Genomic DNA, 24,187 nt, shown 5'->3' with positions numbered 1-24,187 from the left:
CCTCTTACTTAATTACGCCCCCCCCCAAGATTTTCGGGCACCCGGCGCCCGGCCACTACGTGTATAAGTACCGGGGGGGGGGGGGGGGGGGGGCCCCCCCGGGGGCCCCCCCCCCGGGGCCCGGGGGGGCGCCGCCGCGCTGTCTACGGGCGGGCGGCCGGGGGCAGCTCGGCGGGCGAGGCGGGATGCCAGGTCAGCGGGTCGGCGCCGAGGTCGGCCAGCAGCGGCACCTGCTCCTGGCACCAGGGCGAGACGGCCAGCAGCCCGTTGCGCACCCCCTCCGCGAACTCCTTCCACGGCATCCACATCGTCTCCCCCACTTCGGCGGGGTTGGGGACGACGGGCGAGGTCACGGTGACGCGGTAGACCGGGCAGAGCTCGTGCTCGACGATCCCGTTGGCCATCTCGGCGCGGTAGGAGAAGGCCGGCAGCATGAGGTCGACGCGGTCCACCGTGAGCCCCAGCTCGTAGGAGAGCCGGCGCTCGACGGCCCGCTCCAGGGGCTCGCCCGGCAGCGGGTGGCCGCAGCAGCTGTTGGTCCAGATCCCCGGCCACGTGAGCTTGCTGTCCGCTCTCCTGGTGAGCAGCACCCGGCTCTCGTGATCGAAGACATAGCTGGAGAACGCCAGGTGAAGGGGTGTCTCGCGACCGTGCACCGCCAGCTTGGGCGCTGTCCCGAGTGCGTGGCCGTCGCGGTCGACCAGCACAACGTGTTCCTCAGTCGTCACGCTATGAAGCGTACGAGACACGGTGACCGTTCGGAACCCACGGCCCACCTGGCGCAGCACGACTCTCGCGCATCCTAGGCGATGGGTGGAGGGCTAGGCTGGCCGCGTGTCATTTGTGGCCGACCTACGCGTGGTCCTTCGAGGCGAAGATTTCCGGCGGTTGTTCGCCACCCGGCTGATCTCCCAGTTCTCCGACGGGATCTTCCAGTTCGGGGTGGCCGGGTTCGCCTTCTTCAGCCCTGAGACCAAGACGACGGCGCTCGCGGTGGCCGCCGGGCTGGCGGTGCTGCTGCTGCCGTACAGCGTGCTCGGGCCCTTCGTGGGCGTGTTCATCGACCGCTGGTCACGACGGCAGATCCTGGTGATCGCGCCGATCGTGCGCGGCGCGCTGCTGGTGGTCGCGGCGGCGCTGGTCGCCGCCGACGTGCCGGACACGGTCTTCTACGGGGCGGCGCTGGCCGTGCTGGGCGTCAACAGGTTCTTCCTGGCCGCGCTCGGCGCCTCGCTGCCGCACGTGGTGCCGGCCGACCGGCTGATGGCCGCCAACGCGGTCGTCCCCACGTCGGGCACCGTGGTCACGTTCGTGGGCGTGGGGCTCGGTTACCTGCTGCGCAAGGTGTTCGGCGCCGAAGACTACGGCGTGGCGCTGCTCCTGGTCGTCTCGGGCGTGGTGTTCGGCCTGAGCGCGCTGGTCGCGCGGACGATGGACCGCGGCCTGCTCGGCCCGGTGTCCGACCCGAGCCGGCCGCAGGCGCGCGAGGCCCTGCGCAACGTGGTCGGCGGCCTCACGGACGGCGCCAGGCACCTGGTCAAGCACCGCGTCGCGGCCTCCACCATGGGCGCGATGGCCGCCCACCGCTTCTTCTACGGCATAGCCACCGCGCTCGGCATCATCCTCTACCGCTACTACTTCTACAACGGCGACGCCGACGCCGCGCTGAGCGGCGTCAGCCTGGTCGTGGCGACCTCCGGCGTCGGCTACGCCATCGCCGTCGTCATCACCCCGTACGCCACCGAGCGGTTCACGATCGAGCGCTGGGTGCCGATCGCGCTGACGACGGCCGGGCTGCTGACGGCGGCGCTGGTGCTGCCGTTCCAGGAGTGGGGGCTGCCGGTGGCGGGGTTCGTGCTGGGCGTGGCCGGGCAGAGCGTCAAGATCTGCGCCGACACCACGGTCCAGCGCGACGTCGAGGACATCTACCTGGGCCGGGCGTTCTCGATCTACGACATGCTCTTCAACGGCATGTACGTCCTCGCCGCGGCCCTGTCGGCGGCCATCCTGCCCGCCGACGGCAAGTCCTACACGGCCGTCGTGATCGCCGCCGTCGGCTATCCCGTGGCCGCGCTGGCGTACCGGATGATCACACGCCCGCGTCGTTCGACCTCGCCCACTCCAACAGCGCCTCGGTAGCCGCCTCCTTGCCGATCATGCCCTTGTCGAGCCTGATCTCCAGCAGGAACTTGTACGCCTGCCCCACCACCGGCCCCGGCCCGATGCCGAGGACCCGCTGGATCTCGTTGCCGTCGAGCTCGGGCCGCATCTTGGCCAGCTCCTCCTCGTCGGCGAGCCTGGCGATGCGCTCCTCGAGCTGGTCGTAGGTCCGCGACAGCGCCGTGGCCTTGCGCTTGTTGCGCGTGGTGCAGTCGGCCCTGGTCAGCTTGTGGAGCCGGTCCAGCAAGTGGCCGGCGTCGCGCACGTAGCGGCGTACGGCGCTGTCGGTCCACTCCCCGGTGCCGTAGCCGTGGAAGCGCAGGTGCAGCTCGACCAGCCGCGCCACGTCCGCCACCACGTCCTTGGGGAACTTCAGCTCCGTCATGCGCTTCTTGGTCATCTGCGCGCCGACCACCTCGTGGTGGTGGAACGACACCCGCCCGCCCGTCTCGTGGCGGCGCGTCTTCGGCTTGCCGATGTCGTGCAGGAGCGCCGCCCAGCGCAGGATCCGGTCGGGCTTGCCGTCCTCCTCCTGCGCGATGGCCTGGTCGAGCACGGTCAGCGTGTGCTCGTAGACGTCCTTGTGCCGGTGGTGCTCGTCGATCTCCAGCCGCAGCTTGGGCAGCTCGGGCAGCACGTGCGCGGCCAGCCCGGTCTCGACCAGCAGCCGCAGGCCCTCGCGCGGGTTGGCGCCGCAGACGAGCTTGTCAAGCTCCTCGCGGATGCGCTCGGCCGAGACGATCTCGATGCGCCCGGCCATCTCGGTCATCGCCGCCACGGCGCCCTCGTCCACCCCGAACCCGAGCTGCGAGGCGAACCTGGCGGCCCGCAGCATGCGCAGCGGGTCGTCGCCGAAGGACCGCTCGGGGGTGCCCGGCGTGCGCAGCACCTTGGCCTTCAGGTCGTCGAGCCCGCCGTACGGGTCGACGAACTCGTGGCCCGGCAGCCGCACCGCCATCGCGTTGACCGCGAAGTCGCGCCGTTCGAGGTCCTCGTCGAGCGTCTCGCCGTACATGACCTCGGGCTTGCGCGACTTCGGGTCGTACGACTCGTTCCGGTACGTCGTGATCTCGATCAGCCAGCCGCCCTTGCGCAGGCCCACCGTGCCGAAGTCGATGCCGATGGTCCACACGGAGTCGGCCCAGTCCCTGACGAGCTCCAGGACCCGCTCGGGGCGGGCGTCGGTGGTCAGGTCGAGGTCGTTGCCGATGCGGCCGAGCAGCAGATCGCGTACGGGGCCGCCGACGAGGGCCAGCTCGTGGCCCTGCGCGGCGAACAGGCGGCCGAGCTCGTCGGCCACCGGGGCGATCTTGCGGAACAGGTCCGTCATGGCCCGCCGTTGGCTGTCAGTCAGAGTTGAGTCGGACAAGCGGGTAGGTCCTTCTGGGAGCATTCCGGAACATATCCCCCGAGCCACACCAGGTCCGGGTTACCGTCGGTCCAAGGACCGTCGGGGGCCAGGGAACGAGGCAAGGAGGACTATATGAAGGACGCCCTCGCGATCCACCGCTGGCTCCTCGCCCACCAGGTCCATCATGAGATCGTACGCCTTCCGCGTCCCATGACATGCGCGGAAGATCTGCCTGAGGCGGTCTCCGCTGCACCGAGCAGGTGCCTGATGGTCACAGTGCTCGAGGTCGCCACGAGGGTCGGCCGCGAGGTCGTCATCGCGGTCACCACCCCCGTGTCGGCGCCGCCACCGGTGGGAGCCGTCGGCGGAGTGCTGGGCGTGCGCCGGGTGCGACCGGCTCCGGTCCACGTGGTCAACGCGGCCACCGACTACGCGAGCGGGCTGGTGTGCCCGCTGCTCCTGCCCGAGCCGCTGCCCAAGTTCATCGACGACCGGCTGCCGGCCGACTTCCTGGCCGACGACGGGCCGGTCTACACCGCGACCGGCGAACGGCATACCGCCCTGACCCTGCGCGCACTCGACCTGATCGCACTCCTGCCAGGCAAGATGGTCGACCTCAGGGCGAAAGGAACACGTGAGGCGGTCGCGCGGCGGCACTGAGCCCGTACCATTGCGGGCGTGTGTCGTCGTCCTCCAGCTCGGGCATCCGCGTGATCCGTAAGGCCACGCTGCTCGCCGCGCTGCTCGCCCTCACTGTGGTGGCGACCGCGCCCGGCGCGGCTGCCACCACGTCCGTGAAGGCGAGCAGGCAGACCCTGGCCGTGTCGATCTCGTCGATCTCGCCTCAGGTGCCGACCGCGCAGACCGATGTGATCAAGTTCACCGGCACGCTCCGCAACGACAGCGGCGCGCCGCAGAGCGGCCTGCGCGTCCGCCTGCGCTATACGCCGCAGAAGCTCCCCGACCGCGTCACCATGGCCGCCTACCAGACCGACCAGAACCCCGCGACGCTGCCGTTCCGCGCCTCGCTGAGCTCGTTCATGGACATCCCGGCGCTGGCCGCCGGCGCCCAGGCGCGATGGGAGTTCACCGCGACGCCCGTGCAGCTCGGCTACGGCTCGTTCGGGGTCTACCCGGTGGCCGTGGAGGTGGTCCAGAACGGCCTGCAGGTCATGACGCAGCGCACGTACCTGACCTACGCGCCGCCCTCGGTGCCGAAGCTGCCGCGCAACAAGCTGGCCATCGCCCTGCCCGTCATCGACCAGCCGCACCGCGGGACCGACGTCGACCCGAAGACCCGCACGCCGCTGTTCGTGAACGACAAGCTGAGCCAGTCGATCACCGGCAAGGGCCGCCTGGCCGACCTGGCGCGCATCGCGCAGGCCGCGCCCAAGGCCGTCACCTGGTTCATGGAGCCCTCGCTGCTCGACGACCTCGACGCGATGAAGAACAAGTACCTGGTCAAGGTCAAGGACGAGACGCAGGAGAAGCCCGCCAACCCCGAGGCCGCGAGCTGGCTGACGACCATGCGCACCGCGCTGGCCGACTCTCCCGTGGTCGCGGTCCCGTACGCCGATCCCGACGTGGCCGCGCTCGCGCACCAGGGGCTGGACACGCAGACCGGCCGGGCGATCGAGCTGGGCAGGCAGAAGGCCGCCGCGCTGCTCCAGCGCGAGGTCAAGACCAACATCAACTGGCCGCCCGCGGGCGTGCTCGACGCCGACGCGCTCGACCTGCTCTCGGTCAGCCTCCCGGCCGGCAAGGAACGGGTCGACACGGTCCTGCTCAACTCCACCAACCTGCCGCCGCAGCCGCCCGTGCCGTTCTCGCCCGACGCCGCCTCCACGCTCGACTCGGTGAACGGGCCCGTCACCGCGCTGGTCGCGGACGCCGAGCTGAGCAAGCTGTTCGAGCCCGCGGCGCCCACGTCCGTGCTGCTCAGCACGCAGCGGTTCATCGCCGAGACCGCCATGATCGCCGCGGAGGCCGGCCAGACCTCGCCCAGGTCCCTCGTCATCGCCCCGTCGCGCCGGTGGGACCCCAACCCCACGCTCGTCAACGCGCTGATGAAGACCGCGGACAACCTGCCGTGGCTGCGGCTGACCCCGCTGGAGTCGATCAAGCCGACCAAGCTGTCGGTCCCGCGCGCCGGGCTGACCTACAGCGACCAGGACCGCAAGGAAGAGCTGACCGCGAAGTACCTCGACCCGGTCAAGGGCATCGCGTCGAATGCGCAGCTCACTTCCCTGATCACCGAAACGAAGACGCCGTCGAGCTTCGACGCGGCGGTCCTCCGGCTGACCTCCTCGGCCTGGCGCAACAGCACCCGCGCGGGCCGCGCGGTGACCAAGCTGGTCCGCGAGGCGGTGACGGACCAGACCGACAGGATCCAGATCACCGGAGCGGGCCCCAGCTGGACGCGCACGCTGGCGGGCAGCAACGGCGCGGTCCCGATCAGCGTCAAGAACGAGCTGGGCGTGCAGATCGCCCTCTACATCGACGTCACGTCCAACAACCCCGAGCTGTTGCAGGTCAACTTCGACCAGCGCGGGCCGATGAAGATCGGCCCGCGGCAGAGCGGCACGGTCCAGGTACCGATGAACGCCGCGGCCGGCACGAGCGGCGACGCGACGGTGACCGTGCAGCTCAAGACCTCCGACAACCAGCCGTACGGCAAGCCGCAGCGGCTGACCATCCGCATCACCGGCTACACCGGGATCGCCTCGGTGATCGTGGGCGCCGCCCTGACCGTGATGCTCGCCGCCGTGGTGATGCGAGTGCTGCGGCGCAGGTCGGAGCGGAAGCTCGCGCACGCGGCCAAGACCCGGGAGAATAAGATCGTATGAGTCGCATGCTTCGGGCCAGCGCCATCATGGCCGCGGGCACGATGGTGTCCAGGGTCACGGGGTTCGTGCGGACCATGGTGCTGGCCTACGCCATCGGCACGAAGGCGCTGGGCGACTCCTACAACGCGGCGTACGCGATCCCGTACAGCATCCTCGACCTGCTGCTGCTCGGCGTGCTGAGCAGCGTCGTGGTGCCGATGATCGTCCGGGCCCAGCAGCACGACGCCGACGGCGGCCGGGCGTACGAGCAGCGGCTGCTGACGCTCTCCGGGGTGGCGCTGATCGTGGTCGCGGTGGTGGCGGTGTTCGGCGCGCCGCTGCTGATCGACCTCTACACCGACTGGGCGCCGGGCAGCCCCAAGTTCGAGGTCGCGGTCACGCTGGCCCGCTTCATCCTGCCGCAGCTCGCCTTCTTCGGCGTGGGCGCGGTGGCGGGCGCCATCCTCAACACCCGCGACCGCTACGGCGCGCCCATGTGGGCGCCGGTGGTCAACAACCTGGTCGTCATCTGCGTGTTCCTGGCGTACGCCATGGTCGGCGGCGAGCGCGACAACATCGAGCAGATCAGCACCGGCGACATGGCGCTGCTCGGGCTGGGCACCACGGCCGGCATCGTGGCCCAGGCGGTCATCCTGATCGTGGCGCTCAAGCGGGTCGGGTTCGTCTTCGTGCCCCGCTTCGACGTGCGCAACGCGCGGCTGGGCGAGATGGCCAGGGCAGGCGTCTGGACGATCGGCTACGTGATCGTCACCCAGCTCGGCTTCATGCTGACCACCAACCTGGCCAGCGCGGCCGGCGACGTGGTCGAGGGGCACGGCATCAGCCCGTACACGCTGGCGTTCCAGCTCTTCCAGCTCCCGTACGGCGTCATCGGCGTCTCGGTGATCACCGCGATGCTGCCCAGGATGAGCCGGGCCGTCGGCGAGGGGCGCTTCCACGACGTGCGGAGCGAGTTCGGGTCGAGCGTGCGGCTGATCTGCTCGCTGATGGTGCCGGTGTCGCTGCTGCTCATGGTGCTCGGGCCGGCGATCACCGTGCCCATCTACGGCCACGGCGCCAACAGCGTCGCGGACGCCGTCTACATCGGCAACGTGCTGCAGGTCTACGGGCTCGCGCTGGTGCCGTTCGCGCTGTTCCAGCTGTTGCTGCGGGTCTTCTACAGCTTCGGCGACACCCGTACGCCGGTGTTCATCGGCGCGGCCACCACGGCGGCCAACGCGGCGCTCATGCTGGTGTTCAACGCGTTGCTGCCGGCCCGGTACCTGGTGATGGGGCTGGCGCTCGCGTACGCCGTCGCGTACGCGCTGGGCGCGGTCGGGGCGTGGTTGCTGGCCAGCCGCCGTGTCAGAGGACTGGGTGGCTGGACCATCGGCATGGCGTTGACCAGGATGTATCTGGCGGCTCTTCCCACCGCTGTGGTGGCGCTCGCGGCGGTTTGGGTAGTCACGGGGGTGTTCGCCGGGCTAGGGTTCGTCAATTCGCTGATCGTTCTCGCGGTCGGCGGGGGCCTCGGGTTGCTGCTCTATCTAGGCGTCGCGCACAGAATGCGCATCCCCGAGGTCAATTCCATCGTTGGGATGGTCGCTGGGCGGGTAGGCCGGTAAAGAACGCGGGCCGAATCCACTCGGCACTAACATGGAGCCCGACACGCGCGAATGGAAGCAGGAGGGGCGTGGGCGGATCCACCCGGCATAGCGTGCCTTCGTGGGACACCACCACGCAGGTGAGTCGAGTCATGAACACGCCCGATCGGCCAAGCGGAGTGAACCTGTGAGCACGTCGGCCGTCGAACCCGGCACCCGTCTGGCCGAGCGCTTCCGGCTCGAGGACCGCGTCAGCGAGTCCGACGGAGCCACGCTCTGGAAAGCAATCGATGAGATCCTCGCGCGTCCCGTGGCCGTCCACACCTTCGCGCCCGACTTCCCCCGCGTCCACGAGGTGGTCACGGCCGCCCGCGCCGCGAGCAGGCTGACCGACCCGCGCCTGACGCAGGTTTTCGACGCCGCGGAGGACGACAAGGCCGCCTACGTCGTCAGCGAGTGGGTCACCGGCGAGTCGCTGACCGACCTGCTCGCCTCCGGCCCGCTGGAGCCCGAGCGCGCGGCGGGGCTGGTGGCCGAGGCCGCCGAGGCGCTCGCGCACGCCCACGAGGCCCAGCTCTACCACCTGTGCCTGCGCCCCTCCCACCTGGTGTGGACGACGGGCAACACGGTCAAGGTGCTCGGCGTGGCCGTCGACGCGACCCTGTACGGGCTCACCACCGACCAGCCGGCGCTCGACGACGCCGAAGGGCTGGGCCGGCTGCTGTACGCCGGGCTGACCGGTCACTGGCCGGGCGACGAGGAAGAGGGCGGCCTGCCCGCGGCCCCCATGACCGACGGCCACTTCTGCACGCCCCGGCAGGTCACCGCCGGCGTGCCGAGCTACCTCGACACGGTGACCGTGCGCGCGTGCCTGCCCGAGTCCCGCAGGGGCACGGGCGCGCTGGCCAGCCCGTCCGACGTGGCCGAGGCGCTGTCCGGCGTGGCCAGGCCCATGCCGATCCCGATCGCCTACCCTTCGACCCCCGCGGTGGCCTCCGCCTCCCACACCGAGGGCCTGGACCTTGTCCACCGGCAGCAGCTCACCGTCCCGCAGAGCCCACCCCCGCCGCCGCGCCGTCCCGCGGGCGGCGGCAGCACGCTCAACCGCGTGCTGATGACCCTGGTCGTGCTGCTCGTCATCGCGGCCGTCGGCGTCGGCGCCTGGACGATCGGCCGCAGTCTGGGCAGCCCGACCAAGCCCGAGGCGTCGGGCTCCAGCCCCAGCACCTCCACGTCCGCCTCGGCCGAGGCCCAGACCGTCAAGCCGAAGAAGGCCCAGGGCTTCGACCCGCTCGGCGACAACAACGAGAAGCCCGAGATGGCCGACCTGGCCATCGACGGCAAGCCCGGCACGCTGTGGAAGACGGAGCGCTACACCAGCGCCGACCTGGGCAATCTCAAGAAGGGCGTCGGCCTGCTGCTCGACATGGGCAAGTCCATGCAGATCAGCGACGTGGTCGCTACGCTGTCCGATGCTTCGGGCGCGTCCGTCGAGCTCAGGGTGGGCGACTCGCCCGATCTGTCCGCACTGAAGACGGTGGCGACCGCGAAGAACGCCGCAGGTAAAACCACTCTTACCCCTGATCAACCGGCAACTGGACAGTACGTTTTGATCTGGTTTACCCGGGTTCCGATGGATGGCGGCGAGTTTCATGGCACCATCTATGAAGTAGTGGTGCACTCTCCCGGATCGGCATAACCAGGAATCTCTCTTGTGAACTCCCCACCCGAGACACCCTCAGCAGCGGAGCGGCCGGCGATCACAGACGCCGAGCTGCTGACCGCGCACATCAACGGGGACCCTCACGCCTTCAGCGAAATCGTCAAACGGCACCGCGACCGCATGTGGGCGGTCGCCCTGCGTACGCTCGGTGACCCCGACGAGGCCGCCGACGCCGTGCAGGACGCCTTCGTCTCCGCATATCGCAAGGCCGCCACGTTTCGCGGCGAGGCGGCCGTCACGACCTGGCTCCACCGGATCGTGGTCAACGCCTGCCTCGACAGGATGCGCCGTAAATCGGTCAGGCCCGTCGCCGACGACGAGCTGATCGAGGCCGCTGAGCGCGAGTCCCCCCTACCTGACCAGACCGTCGAACGCGAAGTCTCCATGGAGGTTTCGGCCGCATTGAAACTCCTGCCCAGCGACCAGCGGGCGGCTCTCGTCCTCGTCGACATGATGGGTTATTCGGTCGAAGACGCAGCTCAGGTGCTCCAAGTGCCGAGCGGAACGGTCAAGAGCCGGTGCGCTCGAGGGCGCGCGAAACTTGCCCCAATTCTTTCCCATCTGCGGAACCGATCGGACCTCAATCGCGTCTCATCCGCGAAGGGAGCAGAACTTCGTGACGGGTGATACGCACTACGATCTGGACATCCTGGCCGAGCTGGCCGAGGGTCTCCTAGACGTCGACACGGCGCGCCGGGTCCGCGAGCATCTCGCGGTCTGCGACCCATGCGGGGAGCTACTGGCAGACCTGGCGGCGGTTCGCGAGGTGCTCGCGGCGACCCCCACACCGGCCATGCCGATGGGCGTCGCACTGCGCATCGACAAGGCTTTGGCCGCCGAGGCGGAGTTCCGGCGGGGAGGTGTCGGCCTCGTTGAGGCGCCCGACTGGGACGAGCTCATGCGGGACGCCCCGTGGGAACGACCGGTCGAGGTGGCCGCTGAGGCGGCCCCCGAGCCGGTGCGGCTGGGCGTCGTCTCCGACGACGGCACGATCGTCCCAGCCAAGCCCTCTCGCAGACGCCGATGGGCGATGCCCGCGATCGCGGCCGCGGCGGCGGTCGCCGTGGTGGGCACGGCGGTGGCCTCCACCGGCCTGCTCGCGAGCGGCGGCGGGGGCGGCAGCGTCGACGTGATGGCCGGCGGCGTGACCGAGACCTCCGTGGTCCCCTCGACCCCGGCCAAGGTCCCCACGATGGCCAGGTCCTACGGGCTGACCGACAGCGGCCACAACTACAGCGACCAGGATCTGCGCCAGCCGCTCGAAGGCATGTTCGGCTTCCAGCGCATGGTGCAGGGCGGCTCCGACGACGACGGCAAGGTCGACAAGTGCGTGAAGCGGGTCTCGAGCCGCTCCAAGCTGCCGGCGTACGCGGTCGACCAGGGCCAGTACAACGGCCAGGAGGCCCTCGTCGTGGCCTCGTGGAAGGACAAGGCCAGCCAGAGGCTGCGCATCGACATCGTCGACCCGTTCAACTGCAAGAACCTGCGTAAGCCCACACTGGGCCGCTGGTAAAGGACATACACGTCAGAGCCCGCCTCGGCGGGCTCTTTCGCTTTGTGCGAGCGTTGTGTGTAGGGCAGGGAATCAGGGCGGCCTAGGATCTGTTGACGCCGGTGCAACAGCAGACGAGGAAGGCGTGGGAGCGTTGAGCGACGTTCGTAACGTGATCATTATTGGATCCGGCCCAGCTGGCTACACCGCGGCCGTCTACTCCGCGCGCGCCGAGCTCAAGCCGCTGGTCTTCGAGGGCTCCGTGACAGCCGGCGGCGCCCTCATGAACACCACCGATGTGGAGAACTTCCCGGGTTTCCCCGACGGCATCATGGGCCCCGACCTCATGGACAACCTGCGCAAGCAGGCCGAGCGGTTCGGCGCCGAGCTGGTCACCGACGACGTGGTCGAGGTGGACCTGGAGGCGAACCCCAAGGTCGTCAAGACCCACACCGACACCTACTACGCCAAGTCGGTCATCCTGACGATGGGCTCCGGCTACCGCGAGCTCGGTCTGGAGAACGAGAAGCGCCTGTCCGGGCATGGCGTGTCCTGGTGTGCGACATGTGACGGCTTCTTCTTCCGCAACAAGGACATCGTGGTCGTCGGCGGCGGCGACACGGCGATGGAGGAGGCCACGTTCCTCACCAGGTTCGGCCGCATGGTGACGGTGGTGCACCGCCGCGGCGAGCTGCGCGCCAGCAAGATCATGCAGGAGCGGGCGCTCGCGAACGACAAGATCAGTTTCGTCTGGGACTCCGAGGTCGTCGACGTGCTCGGCGACAGCCGCGTCGAGGCCGTGCGGCTGCGTAACGTCAAGACCGGCGAGGAATGCGAGCTGGCCACCGACGCGTTGTTCATCGCGATCGGGCACGACCCGCGCACCGATCTGGTCAAGGGGCAGATCGACCTCGACGAGGACGGCTACATCAAGGTGGCCTCGCCGTCCACGGAGACCAACATCGACGGTGTGTTCGCCGCGGGAGACGTTGTCGACCACACCTACCGTCAGGCCATCACCGCTGCCGGCACCGGCTGCTCGGCCTCGCTCGACTCCGAGCGCTGGCTGGCGAACAACGAGAAGTGAGTAAGGAGCGCACCGTGAAGGCTGTCACCGACGCCTCTTTCGAAGCCGACGTCCTCAAGAGCGACAAGGCCGTGCTGGTCGATTTCTGGGCCGAGTGGTGCGGGCCGTGCCGTCAGGTCGCCCCCATCCTGGAGGAGATCGCCAAGGAGTACGGCGACAAGCTGGAGATCGTCAAGCTCAACATTGACGAGAACCCCGGCGTTCCGCGCCAGTACGGTGTGCTCCAGATCCCCACGATGAACGTCTACCAGAACGGCGAGGTCGTGAAGCAGATCATCGGCGCCAAGCCGAAGGCCATGCTGCTGCGCGAGCTCGACGGCATCATCTAGCCCGCCCTCCCGCGGCGCGCGCCCGGCCCCCCGCCTCTGGCGGGGGGCTTTCGCGTTCTCCCGGTCTTGTACGGCGGCTTGTACCGCCCCGCTTGTACGGCCCCGCTTGTACGGCCCTGTGCAGCCGCTTGTACGGCCCTGTGCGGTCGTCAGACGGGACGTAGCGCCCGTTCCGGACTCATGGAGCCCAGGAGTCGCTCCAAAGCCACCTCGACGTCCTCACGCCACGAGACGGCGGTCTTGAGCTCCAGCCGGAGCCGCGGAAAACGCAAATGCGGACGAACCGTCTTAAAACCAACAGAAAGGAAGTATTCCGCCGGAACTACGCAACTAGGCTCTTCCCACTTGAGGTCGCCAAAAGCTTCAATGGCTTTCACGCCACGCCTGGTCAGGTCTTTGGCCACGCCCTGGATCAGCATCCGACCCAGCCCGCCACCCGAGAACTCCGGAATGATGTGCGCGGTCATCAGCAGCACGGCGTCGGCGCTGACCGGCGAGGTGGGGAAGGCCACGGACCGGGGACTGTAGAGCGGCGGGCTGTAGAGCACGAACCCGGCAGGCACCCCGTCGACATAGGCGATTTTCCCGCAACTGCCCCACTCGAGCAGCGTGCCGGAGAGCCACGCCTCCTTCTCCAGCCCAGGATCCCCCGACCGAACCGCCCGCTCCCCGCTCATGGGGTCAAGCTCCCAGAACACGCACCGCCTGCAGCGATGGGGCAGATCTTCAAGATTGTCCAGGGTTATGTTGACCAGCCGACGCGACAACTACGGCCCCCTGTCGTTGACCCGGAAAAGCGCGCGAAAACCGCGTCCACAGGTGGCATCGTAGCCCAGTGAAGATACCGCCAGCGGACACCACGACGGTCGAGCCCGTCACGGGCGACATGTCCGGTTAGCGTAATCTGGTATTTCAGTCCGATATGACACCTAGGAGGTGGGCCGTGACAGGAGAGCTGGATCACGGTCAGGCACCCGCGACCCAAGGGTCGCGCATCGACGCTTACGTCGATCGGTACGCCGCGCGAGCTACCGGGATGGTCGCCTCCGAGATCCGAGCTCTTTTCGCCGTCGCGTCGAGGCCCGAGGTGGTCTCGCTCGCGGGCGGCATGCCGTACGTCACGGCTCTTCCCCTCGACATGGTCGGCGAGCTGGTATCCGACCTCGTCACCAAGCGCGGCCCCGTCGCGCTCCAGTACGGTTCCGGCCAGGGTGACCCGCACCTGCGCGAGCAGATCTGCGAGGTCATGCGGCTGGAGGGGATCAACGCCGGGGCGGACGACGTGGTCGTCACCGTCGGTTCGCAACAGGCCCTCGACCTGATCACCCGGATCTTCATCGACCCGGGCGACGTGGTGCTCGCCGAAGGGCCGTCGTACGTGGGGGCGCTGGGTACATTCGCCGCCTATCAGGCCAAGGTCGTTCATATCGCCATGGACGATCAGGGCATCGTGCCCGAATCCCTCGCCCAGACCATCTACGCGCTGGAGACGGCCGGGGCTCCCATCAAGTTCCTCTACACGATCCCGACCTTCCACAACCCGGGCGGCGTCACCCTGAACATCGCCCGACGGCAGCAGGTGCTCGACATCTGCCAGCGGGCCGGAGTGCTGATCATCGAGGACAATCCGTACGGACTGCTCGGCTTCGACGGGGAGCCCATGCGCGCCCTGCGCGCCGACAACCCGGACGGCGTGGTCTACCTGGGGTCGTTCTCCAAGACGCTTGCCCCCGGCTTCCGCGTCGGCTGGGCGCTGGCCCCGCACGCCATCCGCGACAAACTCGTGCTGGCCATGGAGTCGGCCGTGCTGTCGCACTCCTCGTTCACCCAGCTCGCCGTGGGCCAGTACCTCGCCACGCAGCCCTGGCGGGAGCAGATCAAAACGTTCAGGGAGCTCTACCGAGAGCGCCGCGACGCGCTCCTGGACGCGCTCGAATCCCTGATGCCGCCCGAGGTCACCTGGACGCGGCCCGCGGGCGGCTTCTTCGTGTGGGCGACCCTTCCCGAAGGGCTCGACTCGAAGGCCATCCTGCCGCGGGCGGTGGCCGAGCGGGTGGCGTTCGTACCGGGGACCGGGTTCTTCTCGGACGGGAGCGGGGCGCGGCACATGCGGCTCTCGTACTGCTTCCCCGAGCCGGACCGGATCCGGGAGGGAGTGCGGCGGCTGGCCGGCGTGATCGACCAGGAGATGCAGCTGAGGGACACCTTCGGCACCAGCTCGGCCCGCGACCACCAGGGCGTCGACACCCCCGGCCCCGACCTGGCCTGACCACCGTCTCCAAGGGGGCCGGCGCCGCCTCACCGCTCCGCCGGCCCCACCAAGCCCGGTCCTCCGGACTTCGGCCACCCCCTGCACTGATCACCCTCTTCAGGACCAGCCAGGCCCCGCTCCACCCACCCCTCTTCAAACCTGGCCACCCCTGCTCCACATACTCCCCCGGGCCAGCCACCCCTTGCCCGATCTCACACCCGCCTGAGAACCGCCACCCCCCTGGCCTCACGCCCGCTCGCGCACCACCACCTACGCGCCTCATCCCGCTCACGCACCACCACCAGCGCGCCTCACGCCCGCTCGTGAACAGCCACCACCGTGGCCTCGCACCCTCACGGACACAGCCGCAGCCTGAGCACCGTTCCCTTCCTGACCACCGTCTCTCACCCTCCCCCACGCGCGCCATCCCGGAGTCCACCCGCCACCACCCTGGCGCACCCTCGGCCCCGCCCCTTCCGGACACTCGCACCATCGCCGCCTGCCCCTTCCAGGCACCACCATCGCCCTGCCGCCCCATAGGCAGGGCCCCCTGAGCGCTGTCCTTCCCCAAGCCCCGCCACCGCCCAGTTCACTGCGGCTTGGCGGTACGGTTGGACAGCGGCGCGTGCGATCAGCGGAGGAGATGTGATGAGCGATCTGGGCCACGTGCTCGTGCTGGCCGGAGGTCTCTCCTATGAGCGAGAGGTGTCCCTGCGCTCCGGTCGCCGAGTCAGCGAGGTGCTGCGTGCGGCGGGCGTAGACGTGGAGGCCCGCGACACCGACGCGTCCCTCGTGCCCTCCATCCTCGCGGACCCGCCGGACGCGGTCTTCGTGACCCTCCATGGCGGCGCGGGCGAGGACGGCGCGATCCGTTCCGTCCTCGAGCTTCTCAACGTCCCGTATGTAGGCGCCGACCCGGACGCGTGCCGAGTGGCCTTCGACAAGCCCACGGCCAAGGCCGTCGTACGCTCAGTCGGCCTGCGGACGCCGCAGTCCGTCACCCTGCCGAAGGAGACGTTCCACGACCTCGGCGCCACGGTGGTGCTGGGGCGCATCATCGAGCGCCTCGGCCTGCCCCTCTTCGTCAAGCCCGCCCGAGGCGGCTCGGCGCTGGGCGCCTCGATCGTCCGCACGGCAGAAGAACTCCCCGCCGCCATGGTCGGCTGCTTCGCGTATGGCGACACGGCGCTGATCGAGCAGTACGTGGATGGCGTGGAAGTGGCGGTCTCCGTCGTGGACCTCGGCAACGGCCCGGAGGCTCTGCCGGCCGTGGAGATCGTCCCGGACGAGGGCGTCTACGACTACGCGGCGCGCTACACGGCCGGACATACCGAGTTCTTCGCCCCTGCCCGTCTCTCCGCCCAGGCGGCCGCGGCGTGCGCCGAAACGGCGGTGACCGCCCACACGGCTCTTGGTCTCCGCGACATCTCCCGTACGGACCTGATCGTCGACGCCGACGGCATCCCGCACTTCCTGGAAGTCAACGTGGCCCCGGGGATGACGGAGACCTCGCTCCTCCCGATGGCCGCCGAAGCCGCCGGCCAGGACTTGGGTGACCTCTGCCGCACCCTCCTCCAAAACGCCGCCACCCGCGCCCACACCTGACCACCGCTCCCTGCCGCCTCCTCTACAGCCGCCTAGTCAGCGCGCGCCTGTCCCGGGCTTCCAGGCGCCACCCGTGACTGCACCTCACAGGCAACCCGTTCCCATTCACCCGAGCGCGGCCAACTCAAAAATCAGCTCGAGTCCGCGCGCCCGCCAGCACACCCCTCCCGAAAGCCGACGTCGAAGACCGACCCGGAAGCAAGCGCCCAACGGCCAGCCAACCCGAGGCCGAGCAACCGCCAGCACGACCACCCAAAAGCGAACGACCGGCACCACAGCCGACACACAGGTAGACGTCCGGCAGCAAGGCAACCACCACCGAGGCGAACGGTCAGCATCACAGCGGACGCAAAGACAGACGTCCGACAGCACGGCCAACCCGGAGGCGAGCGACCACCAACACCACCACCCCGGAAGACGAACGACCGGCACCATCGCCGACCCAAAGGTGGGCATCCGAGAGCCCGGTCGGTTCGGGACCGCTTCCGGCGGAGTGGCTGAGTCCTTGAGACAGCACACGACTCAGAGCGAGTTTCCTCCCGGCACGGACCGCAGCGGCGCAACGCTTGCTGGAGTGGAGCGCCACGCACGCTTGGCCAGGGCGACCCCGCCCCTCTGGCCGCCTCTACACGGGCGAGGCCCTGGCCCCTATCGGCGGGAGACCTAGCGCTTCTCCGCCGCCATCCTCGCCTTCCAGCGCTGAGCCACCACGGGCGCCGGCCACCATGCAGAGGAAGAGCGCACGCGGGCGTGCCAGCGCCGGCCGCATCTAGGTCGCACGCCTCCCGTTCATCACCAGCCCATCCACAGAACGCGCGGACGAGGTAGCCCCCACCGGATCCACAGCCTCGTGGAACGGGATCGATCGACGGATGCCCGGGCGCCGGGCTGAGGGCAGATAAGTAGCCTTACCGTGTGCTGATCGATTCCATGTACCCCAAGAGCTTCGCCAGCGACAACCACGCCGGCGTTCACCCGACCATCCTCGAAGCCATCGCCTCAGCCAACCACGGAGACGCGCCCGCCTACGGCGATGACAACTGGACCTCAGCGTTCGAGGAAAGGGCCAAGGAAGTGTTCGGCGCGGGCGCCGAGGGCTTCGCGGTGCTCAACGGCGCGGGCGCCAACATGGTCGGGCTGGCCCTCATGCTCGGCCGCTACGACGCGATCCTCTGCGCCGACAGCGCCCATATCGCCACGCATGAAGCAGGAGCCTCAGAACGCCTGCTCGGTGTCAAGCTGATGACGATCCCCACCGAGGACGGCAAGCTCCGCCCGGAGGACATCAAGTCCCGCCTGGGCGGGATCGGCAACCCCCACGAGTCCCAACCCACGGTGGTCTCCATCTCCCAAGTCACAGAGCTCGGCACCTGCTACTCCCCCGCCGAGATCGCCGCCGTGGCGGAGGCGGCACACGAGTCGGGTCTACGGCTCCACATGGACGGCGCCAGACTCGCGAACGCCGCCGCCTTCCTCGACTGTGATCTGAAGGCCATCACGACAGACGCCGGGGTGGACGTCTTCAGCTTCGGCGGCACCAAGAACGGCGCTCTGGCGGCCGAGGCGGTCGTCGTCCTCGACTCCTCGCTCGGGCCCGCTGTCCCCTTCCTCCGCCGCCAGTCGCTGCAACTCGCCTCGAAGATGCGCTTCATCTCAGCTCAGCTTTCGGCGCTTCTGACGGACGATCTATGGCGCGAGAACGCTTCTCACGCCAACAAGATGGCGGCCCGCCTGGCGGACGGTCTGGCCGATGTGCCCGGCGTTTCCTTGGCGCACCCGGTCCAGTCCAACGCCGTCTTCGCCGTCCTCCCACCTGCCGTCGCGGAGACCCTCAGAGGACGCTACCTGTTCCACTACTGGGACGAGCGCGCTGGCATCGTTCGCTGGATGACCGCCTTCGACACGACGCCGGAGAACGTGGACGACTTCCTCGACGACCTCCACAAGGCCGCCGCCGCGTAGCCTCGCGCCCACGCCGCCCGCCGTTTCACGTGAAACACATCGCCCTTCTCAGCAGCGCGCCACGGCTCCATGTTTCACGTGAAACGCCCCCCAAGAACCGCTCACCCCGAAGAACTGCCGCCCGTAAGACGATCTGCCAACCCGAGCCCTCGACCAACCCAGCACCTCGTTTCACGTGAAACATCGGCCACCCGAAGCGAGACTTGGCGTTGGTTTCACGTGAAACAGCGGCCCCGGCGACCCATCCGCGGCGGTCTCACGTGAGATAGCAATCCGAACCGAGCGCCCTCAACCGTTCGTCGGCCGTCACCGCCGCAGTGCCTGTACACGAGGATGCCAGCGGCCAGGAGCGATCGGCCGGCAATGACGGTTTCACGTGAAACAGCGAATCCGGACCCGGCACGTCAATCGCTCGTCCGCCGGCACCGCCGCGACGTCCATCGCGAGGCCGCTAGGGGCCGGGAGGTCGGTCGGTAGGCAGCGACGGTTTCACGTGAAACAGCGGCCCGGCGAACCGTCCGCGGCGGTCTCACGTGAAACAGCAATCCGAACCGGGTGACTCAACGGTTCGCTGGCCGTCACCGCCGCAGCGCCCGTACGCGAGGATGCCAGCGGGCAGGAGCCGATCGGCTAGCAATGACGGTTTCACGTGAAACAGCGTCAGTCTTCGGACTCCCGCATCGCGCGGACAGCTTCCGGTGCCATCGTGCCGATGATCCGCTCAAGGTCGTCGATCGTGGCGAACTCAACGACGATGCGTCCCTTGCGGCGGCCCAGATCCACCTTCACCTTGGTCTCGAAGTGGTCCGAGAGGCGATCGGCGAGGTGAGTAAGACCGGGAGCGGTGGGCTTGGGCGCCTGGCGCTCACGCGCGGGCTTCGTGGCGGCCTTGGCGCTCCCCATCGCGACGATCTCCTCAACCGCCCGGACCGAGAGGAGCTCTGCCACGATCCGCTTGGCCAGTTCGATCTGCTCGTCAGCGCTGCCGAGGCCGAGGAGGGCTCGAGCGTGACCGGCGCTGATAACCCCTGCGGCCACCTTCTGCTGAACCTCGGGCGGGAGGTTCAGGAGGCGGAGGGTGTTGGTGATGTGGGAGCGGGAGCGGCCGACCTTCTGCGCCAACTGATCGTGCGTCGCCTGGAAGTCATCGAGGAGTTGCTGATAGGCCGCAGCCTCTTCAAGGGCGTTCAGCTGCTCACGCTGAAGGTTCTCGATAAGGGCGTCCCGAAGGAGATCATCGTCCTGAGTGTTGCGGACGATCGCCGGCACCGGGTCCAAGCCGACCTGCTGACACGCCCGCCAGCGCCGCTCCCCCATGATCAGCTCGTACTGGCCACCACCAACTGATCTGACCACGATCGGCTGCAGCAGACCGACCTCGCGGATGGACGCCGCCAACTCCTCGAGGCGTTCCCCGTCAAAGATCTCACGCGGCTGCCGCGGGTTGGGGACGATCGCGTCCAGCGCGACCTCCTTGAAGTACGCGCCAGCGATCGGCCTCGGGCCGGTCTCCGCCGTTGAACCGTTCGACGGGGCCGGTACCGTTCCCGTTCCGTCAACGATGGGACCGGTCGGGATGAGCGCCCCGAGCCCCTTGCCCAATCCCCGCCGCTGCTGACTCACTGCGTCTCCTCATCCACCCGGCCGATTCCGGTCACTCCAGGAGAGGTTACCGTCGTGCGCGCAACGGGGCGCCCCCTCGCCACACACCACCCGGTTCTATTTACACCGACACGATCACAAACCAACCGAACGACTGACTTGAGCCCATCTCACGCTCGAGACAATCGCCACCACCACACGACCCGCCGCCGCGGTCAAGAGCCCCACGCCGCGCCTGAACGCGCTTCCCCCGCAGGCCTGTCCCAACGCCCTCACCACCTTTCTCCTCCATCTCACTGCTCCGCATCCGTGCGATCTCATCATGTCGCCGGCCCGCCTCATCACTCCCCCGTCCCACCACCTCGCTGCCGCGCCCCCTCGCCACCCTGCGCTTCGCCACCCCACCGCTTCGCCGCCGCATCGTCCCGGTTCCCTGTTCCACTACCTCGCTGCCGCGCCACCCGGCCGTCCTGCCGTCCCGCTGTCCCACCGCTTCACCGCCTCACCGTCCCGCCGCCTCACCGTCCCGCCGCCTCGCCGTCCCACAGCTTCGCTGCCGCGCCGCTTCGCCACCCCGACATCCCGCTGCCCCACCGCTTCGCCGCCGTCCCGCCTTCCTGTCCCACCGCCTCGCCACTCCCCCCTCCCGCCGCCTCACCGTCCCACGCTTCACCGCCTTGCACAGCACGGCCTCGGCCCAGGGGGCAGCTCCGCTCGGCGTGAGGGTTCTTCAGCATCCCCCCATCGCCATAATCCGGGATGCCGAGGCGGCCGCAGAACGGCGGGATCGCGGGTGCTTACGCCCATCGGACAGTGCGCTTAGACGTCACGCTCGACGCCAGCGGTGCCTAGGGAGCCTTCGTCCAGCCGACGCTGCGCGTAGACGCCGCGGCTTGACAGCCGCGTTGCTCAAGGGCACCTTTAGCCACCGCACGGCGCGCTTCGACGCCGAGGCCGTGCTGGCGAGCGAGACGCCACCGCGTGATCACGCCAGCGGTGGTTACCGAGGCGACCCTGCGCTGGTGGCTGGCAGCCAGCCCGAGCCCGCTGGGAAGGCGGAGCCGCGAGACGCCCATGTGGCAAGGCGGGGATGCCGTTGTAAGACGTTCGAATGTCACTCCGCCTAGCCAGCCCGCAACCGCACTCGCTGTGCCTCTGCAGGCTCTCGGCAACCCTCCCTGCAGTCACCCAGCATTCGCCACCTTTTGTCCCGGCAGGCTCGCCTTTACCGCCCGTCGCATCGCCTTCTCGCTGTGCCGCTCGCACTCGGGGGTCGGTGTCCCCTGTCCGGTTGTGCCGCCGGGACGTCGTGATGCTGGCTCGCGCTGGCCCTATGGCGGCGGCTTGTCGTTTGCGCGTGCTGTCGTCTCGGTGTGCCTGGGGCTCGTGCCTCTACGGCAGTCGTGTGATCGGTGGGGAGGCATGCTCGTGGGCCCTGGCTCGATGCTGCTCGTGTCGAAGCAGGAAGAGGTAGGGCGGGGGCCGGTGGGTTGGGTTGCGGGCAGGTGAGTCGAGGCCGCGGTGGGCGGGGTGGCTGCGTACGGCGGGGTTGTGGGTGCTGTGGCGGGAAGGTGGGTGTGGAGGGGCCCGGGTGTGGGCGTGGGCGGGTGAGGGCGTGGCGGCCGACCTGGTGGGCGGGACGCGGGAGTTGTGGTGCTGGGGTGGGGGTTAGGCGACGGAGGCGCGGTGGGCGATCTCGCGGGCGGCGTCCATGTAGGCCATCGCGCCGCTGGAGCCCGGGTCGTACGTCATCACCGACTGCCCATAGCTGGGCGCCTCCGACAGGCGGACGCTGCGGGGGATGACCGTGTTGAGCACCGTGTCGCCGAAATGCGACCGGACCTCGTCCGCCACCTGAGAGGCCAGTCGGGTCCGCCCGTCGTACATCGTCAGGACGATGGTCGACAGCTTCAGCGTCGGGTTGAGGTGTGCCCGGATCAGGTCGACGTTCCTGAGGAGCTGTCCGAGGCCCTCCAGGGCGTAGTACTCGCACTGGATCGGGATCATGACCTCTTCGGCCGCCACCAATGCGTTCACCGTCAGCAGGCCCAGGGAGGGCGGGCAGTCGATCACGATGTAGTCGAGGTCGATCGCCTCGTACGCCGCCAGCGCGCGCCTCAGGCGGGCCTCACGGGCCACCAGCGAGACCAATTCGATCTCCGCGCCGGCCAGGTCGATGGTGGCCGGGGCGCAGTAGAGGTTCGGCATGTCGGGGACCTGCTTGACGATGTCCGCCATCGGGAGGTCGTCGACGAGGACCTGATAGACGTCCGGCACGTCGCCGCGGTGCTCGGTGGCCAAGGCTGTGGAGGCGTTGCCCTGAGGGTCGAGGTCCACCACGAGGACGCGCTGCCCATGCATGGAGAGGGCGGCGGCGATGTTCACCGATGTGGTGGTCTTGCCCACTCCGCCCTTCTGGTTGGCCACCGCGATCACCCTGGTCTTGGATGGACGCGGCCACGTGCCGTCCCCGCCGTCGGGAGTCTGAGCGGCCGTCGGGGTTGCGGATGTTTCACGTGAAACCACTGAGCTGAGCGCCTCTCGTACCAACGGCGAATCACCGGGATTCAGGGGGGTCTGGGTCACGATGTCCATCCTTTCAACCAGTGGTGTGCCGGTGCCAGGAGTTGACTGTCGCGACACGCCCATTTCGGGCCAGCCAACCCCGCTTGGACTCTCGGACGGACGGCTGTCCGGCCAACCAAGACCGCTTGACGCGACTGGCACGACCGTCACCTCCTTCGTCGACGCCTGGCTCGCTCCGGCGTGCGACCCGCTACCACCCGAACCAGTGTTGCAGGCGGCTCGACCTTACCGTGCCCGACGGTCACAAGCTCGGCCGTTCGTGCCCCGATGGCCCGCAATTGGGACTCCGCCTCGGCGAGCTCCTCGGCGGCGCGCTCCCCCTTCATGGCGATCAGCTCGCCACCCTCGTGGAGCAGCGGCATGGCCCATTTCAGCAGGCGATCGAGCGGCGCCACGGCACGAGCGCTGGCGACGTCGAACTCGCGCTTGCCCGCCAGCTCCTCCGCCCGGCTGCGCAGCACCTCGACGTTGTCGAGCTTGAGCGCCTCGACGCACTCCTCCAAGAAGACAGTACGGCGAAGCAGCGGCTCCAGGAGCGTGACCGTGATGTCCTGCCGCACGATCGCCAGCACGAGCCCGGGCAGCCCGGCGCCGGAGCCGATGTCCACCAGGTGCACGTCCGGAGGCACGGCCTCGGCCACGACCGCGCAGTTGAGCAGATGGCGATCCCAGATCCTGGGCACCTCACGCGGACCCAGCAGCCCGCGGACCACGCCGGGCCCCGCCAGCAGCTGGGCGAACGCGTTCGCGCGTTCCCAAGCCTCCCCGGCGAAGACGTCCCGCGCTATGTCCGGCGGCGCCGGAAGCTCATCGCTCACTGGTCGGTGGCCCTTTCTGGGGCTGGTGGCCCTTGTTCGGTGGGAAGCCGGGTGGTCTCTACCCAAGGCTAAAGGTGAGATCACAGTGGAAGACTAGCGGGCCGGTCTGAAGGCGACCTTTCAGCACGCCGCCGTCCGGGTGACCCGGTCCGGATGGGGAGCGTTAACAAGGGGCATGCGCGCATAAATGCGCGCTACGACATGCGTACAGGGATAAAAGAGCATAAATGCGAAACGGCCGTCCACCACGCGTACGTGCGGGCAGACGGCCGGATCGGATGGCGTAACACCCCTCAGGCGGGCAGGACCACCACGTAGCGGTGTGGCTCCTCGCCCTCGGACTCGCTGCGGAGCCCGGCGGCCGCCACCGCGTCGTGCACGATCTTGCGCTCGAAGGGGGTCATCGCGTGCAGCGACTTGGGCTCGCCGCCGTCCTTGACCTCGTTGGCGACCTCGGTGCCCAGCTTGGTCAGCTCGGCCCTGCGCCGCTCGCGGTAGCCCCCGACGTCGAGCATCAGGCGCGAGCGCTCACCGGTCTGCCGGTGCACGGCGAGGCGGGTCAGCTCCTGGAGCGCCTCCAGGACCTCTCCCCCGGGACCGACGAGCTCGTTGCCCTTGAGCCCCACGACGGAGACCATGGCGCGGTCGCCTTCGACGTCCATGTCGATGTCGCCGTCGATGTCGGCGATGTCGAGAAGGCCCTCGACGTAGTCGGCAGCGATCTCGCCTTCCTGCTCCAGCGCGTTGAGATCAGGAGCCTTCTCCTGCTCGGCCTCAGTCATGGCCGGCCTC

19 protein-coding genes are annotated in these 24,187 nt (G+C 69.0%); 12 read left to right on the top strand and 7 right to left on the bottom strand.

Translation table 11 applies throughout. The annotated features are described in order from the left end of the window. Positions 1 to 143: 143 nt before the first annotated feature. Positions 144 to 728, bottom strand: a complete 585-nt coding sequence (idi, locus tag ACIHFD_RS60115) for an isopentenyl-diphosphate Delta-isomerase (RefSeq protein ID WP_355192895.1) — start codon at positions 726 to 728, stop codon at positions 144 to 146. Between the two features lie 106 nt (positions 729 to 834). Between idi and ACIHFD_RS60110 the strand changes: the two genes are divergently transcribed. Beyond that, entirely contained in the window at positions 835 to 2,139 is a 1,305-nt protein-coding gene (locus tag ACIHFD_RS60110) for an MFS transporter (protein WP_397374599.1), read from the top strand. On the opposite strand, the gene ACIHFD_RS60105 is transcribed toward ACIHFD_RS60110, so the two are convergent. Further along, complete coding sequence (locus ACIHFD_RS60105; protein ID WP_397374597.1) at positions 2,090 to 3,490, bottom strand: CCA tRNA nucleotidyltransferase; 1,401 nt, start codon at positions 3,488 to 3,490, stop codon at positions 2,090 to 2,092. The two genes, ACIHFD_RS60110 and ACIHFD_RS60105, sit on opposite strands and share 50 nt — an antisense overlap. 153 nt (positions 3,491 to 3,643) lie before the next feature. Between ACIHFD_RS60105 and ACIHFD_RS60100 the strand changes: the two genes are divergently transcribed. The 8 genes from ACIHFD_RS60100 (at position 3,644) to trxA (ending at position 12,571) form a co-directional block, all read left to right on the top strand. Further along, positions 3,644 to 4,171 (top strand): YbaK/EbsC family protein, encoded by a 528-nt coding sequence (locus tag ACIHFD_RS60100; RefSeq protein WP_364251967.1) that lies wholly within the window; start codon positions 3,644 to 3,646, stop codon positions 4,169 to 4,171. A gap of 20 nt (positions 4,172 to 4,191) precedes the next feature. Then, positions 4,192 to 6,357 carry a DUF6049 family protein gene (locus ACIHFD_RS60095; RefSeq protein WP_397374596.1) on the top strand — a complete coding sequence of 722 codons (2,166 nt, stop codon included), beginning with the start codon at positions 4,192 to 4,194 and terminating at the stop codon, positions 6,355 to 6,357. Then, positions 6,354 to 7,961 carry a murein biosynthesis integral membrane protein MurJ gene (gene murJ, locus ACIHFD_RS60090; protein WP_397374595.1) on the top strand — a complete coding sequence of 536 codons (1,608 nt, stop codon included), beginning with the start codon at positions 6,354 to 6,356 and terminating at the stop codon, positions 7,959 to 7,961. The genes ACIHFD_RS60095 and murJ overlap by 4 nt, the downstream gene beginning before the upstream one ends. 166 nt (positions 7,962 to 8,127) lie before the next feature. Further along, entirely contained in the window at positions 8,128 to 9,639 is a 1,512-nt protein-coding gene (locus ACIHFD_RS60085; protein WP_397374593.1) for a protein kinase family protein, read from the top strand. A gap of 15 nt (positions 9,640 to 9,654) precedes the next feature. Continuing rightward, positions 9,655 to 10,290 (top strand): RNA polymerase sigma factor SigM, encoded by a 636-nt coding sequence (gene sigM / locus ACIHFD_RS60080; protein WP_357746462.1) that lies wholly within the window; start codon positions 9,655 to 9,657, stop codon positions 10,288 to 10,290. Further along, complete coding sequence (locus ACIHFD_RS60075; protein WP_397374592.1) at positions 10,280 to 11,176, top strand: anti-sigma factor family protein; 897 nt, start codon at positions 10,280 to 10,282, stop codon at positions 11,174 to 11,176. The genes sigM and ACIHFD_RS60075 overlap by 11 nt, the downstream gene beginning before the upstream one ends. Positions 11,177 to 11,309: 133 nt before the next feature. Continuing rightward, complete coding sequence (trxB, locus tag ACIHFD_RS60070) at positions 11,310 to 12,242, top strand: thioredoxin-disulfide reductase (RefSeq protein WP_355192883.1); 933 nt, start codon at positions 11,310 to 11,312, stop codon at positions 12,240 to 12,242. Positions 12,243 to 12,256: 14 nt separating this feature from the next. Continuing rightward, the gene (trxA, locus tag ACIHFD_RS60065; RefSeq protein ID WP_397374591.1) at positions 12,257 to 12,571 is read left to right on the top strand and encodes a thioredoxin; all 315 of its coding nucleotides are present in this window, start codon (positions 12,257 to 12,259) and stop codon (positions 12,569 to 12,571) included. 149 nt (positions 12,572 to 12,720) lie between these two features. On the opposite strand, the gene ACIHFD_RS60060 is transcribed toward trxA, so the two are convergent. After that, positions 12,721 to 13,338: a GNAT family N-acetyltransferase gene (locus tag ACIHFD_RS60060; protein WP_350724210.1), complete on the bottom strand. Its 618-nt coding sequence runs from the start codon at positions 13,336 to 13,338 to the stop codon at positions 12,721 to 12,723. Between the two features lie 176 nt (positions 13,339 to 13,514). On the opposite strand from ACIHFD_RS60060, the gene ACIHFD_RS60055 reads away from it, so the two are divergent. The 3 genes from ACIHFD_RS60055 (at position 13,515) to ACIHFD_RS60045 (ending at position 18,389) form a co-directional block, all read left to right on the top strand. Next, a complete protein-coding gene (locus tag ACIHFD_RS60055; protein ID WP_397374590.1) occupies positions 13,515 to 14,840 on the top strand; it encodes a PLP-dependent aminotransferase family protein in 1,326 nt (441 codons plus the stop codon). Between the two features lie 630 nt (positions 14,841 to 15,470). After that, entirely contained in the window at positions 15,471 to 16,427 is a 957-nt protein-coding gene (locus ACIHFD_RS60050) for a D-alanine--D-alanine ligase (protein ID WP_350724212.1), read from the top strand. A gap of 915 nt (positions 16,428 to 17,342) precedes the next feature. After that, positions 17,343 to 18,389 (top strand): threonine aldolase family protein, encoded by a 1,047-nt coding sequence (locus tag ACIHFD_RS60045; protein WP_397374589.1) that lies wholly within the window; start codon positions 17,343 to 17,345, stop codon positions 18,387 to 18,389. A 660-nt stretch (positions 18,390 to 19,049) separates the two neighbouring features. Here ACIHFD_RS60045 and ACIHFD_RS60040 read toward each other — a convergent pair. The 4 genes from ACIHFD_RS60040 to ACIHFD_RS60025 form a co-directional block, all read right to left on the bottom strand. After that, complete coding sequence (locus ACIHFD_RS60040) at positions 19,050 to 20,012, bottom strand: ParB/RepB/Spo0J family partition protein (protein WP_397374588.1); 963 nt, start codon at positions 20,010 to 20,012, stop codon at positions 19,050 to 19,052. A 1,647-nt stretch (positions 20,013 to 21,659) separates the two neighbouring features. Beyond that, positions 21,660 to 22,586 (bottom strand): ParA family protein, encoded by a 927-nt coding sequence (locus tag ACIHFD_RS60035; protein ID WP_397374587.1) that lies wholly within the window; start codon positions 22,584 to 22,586, stop codon positions 21,660 to 21,662. A 137-nt stretch (positions 22,587 to 22,723) separates the two neighbouring features. Then, a complete protein-coding gene (rsmG, locus tag ACIHFD_RS60030) occupies positions 22,724 to 23,395 on the bottom strand; it encodes a 16S rRNA (guanine(527)-N(7))-methyltransferase RsmG (RefSeq protein WP_357746441.1) in 672 nt (223 codons plus the stop codon). A gap of 293 nt (positions 23,396 to 23,688) precedes the next feature. Continuing rightward, a complete protein-coding gene (locus ACIHFD_RS60025; RefSeq protein WP_350724222.1) occupies positions 23,689 to 24,177 on the bottom strand; it encodes a R3H domain-containing nucleic acid-binding protein in 489 nt (162 codons plus the stop codon). Between the last annotated feature and the right edge of the window lie 10 nt (positions 24,178 to 24,187).

The sequence above is a fragment of the Nonomuraea sp. NPDC051941 genome (genome assembly GCF_044593615.1).
Note: the sequence above shows the minus strand (reverse complement) of the source record. Positions and strands in the feature narration are given on the sequence as shown.

What these genes read in the sequence shown, in the direction of transcription:
- ACIHFD_RS60105 (WP_397374597.1), bottom strand. Translation starts at nt 3,490, where the DNA reads ATGACGGACCTGTTCCGCAAGATCGCCCCGGTGGCCGACGAGCTCGGC.
- murJ (WP_397374595.1), top strand. Translation starts at nt 6,354, where the DNA reads ATGAGTCGCATGCTTCGGGCCAGCGCCATCATGGCCGCGGGCACGATG.
- ACIHFD_RS60025 (WP_350724222.1), bottom strand. Translation starts at nt 24,177, where the DNA reads ATGACTGAGGCCGAGCAGGAGAAGGCTCCTGATCTCAACGCGCTGGAG.
- ACIHFD_RS60050 (WP_350724212.1), top strand. Translation starts at nt 15,471, where the DNA reads ATGAGCGATCTGGGCCACGTGCTCGTGCTGGCCGGAGGTCTCTCCTAT.
- ACIHFD_RS60100 (WP_364251967.1), top strand. Translation starts at nt 3,644, where the DNA reads ATGAAGGACGCCCTCGCGATCCACCGCTGGCTCCTCGCCCACCAGGTC.
- ACIHFD_RS60035 (WP_397374587.1), bottom strand. Translation starts at nt 22,586, where the DNA reads ATGGACATCGTGACCCAGACCCCCCTGAATCCCGGTGATTCGCCGTTG.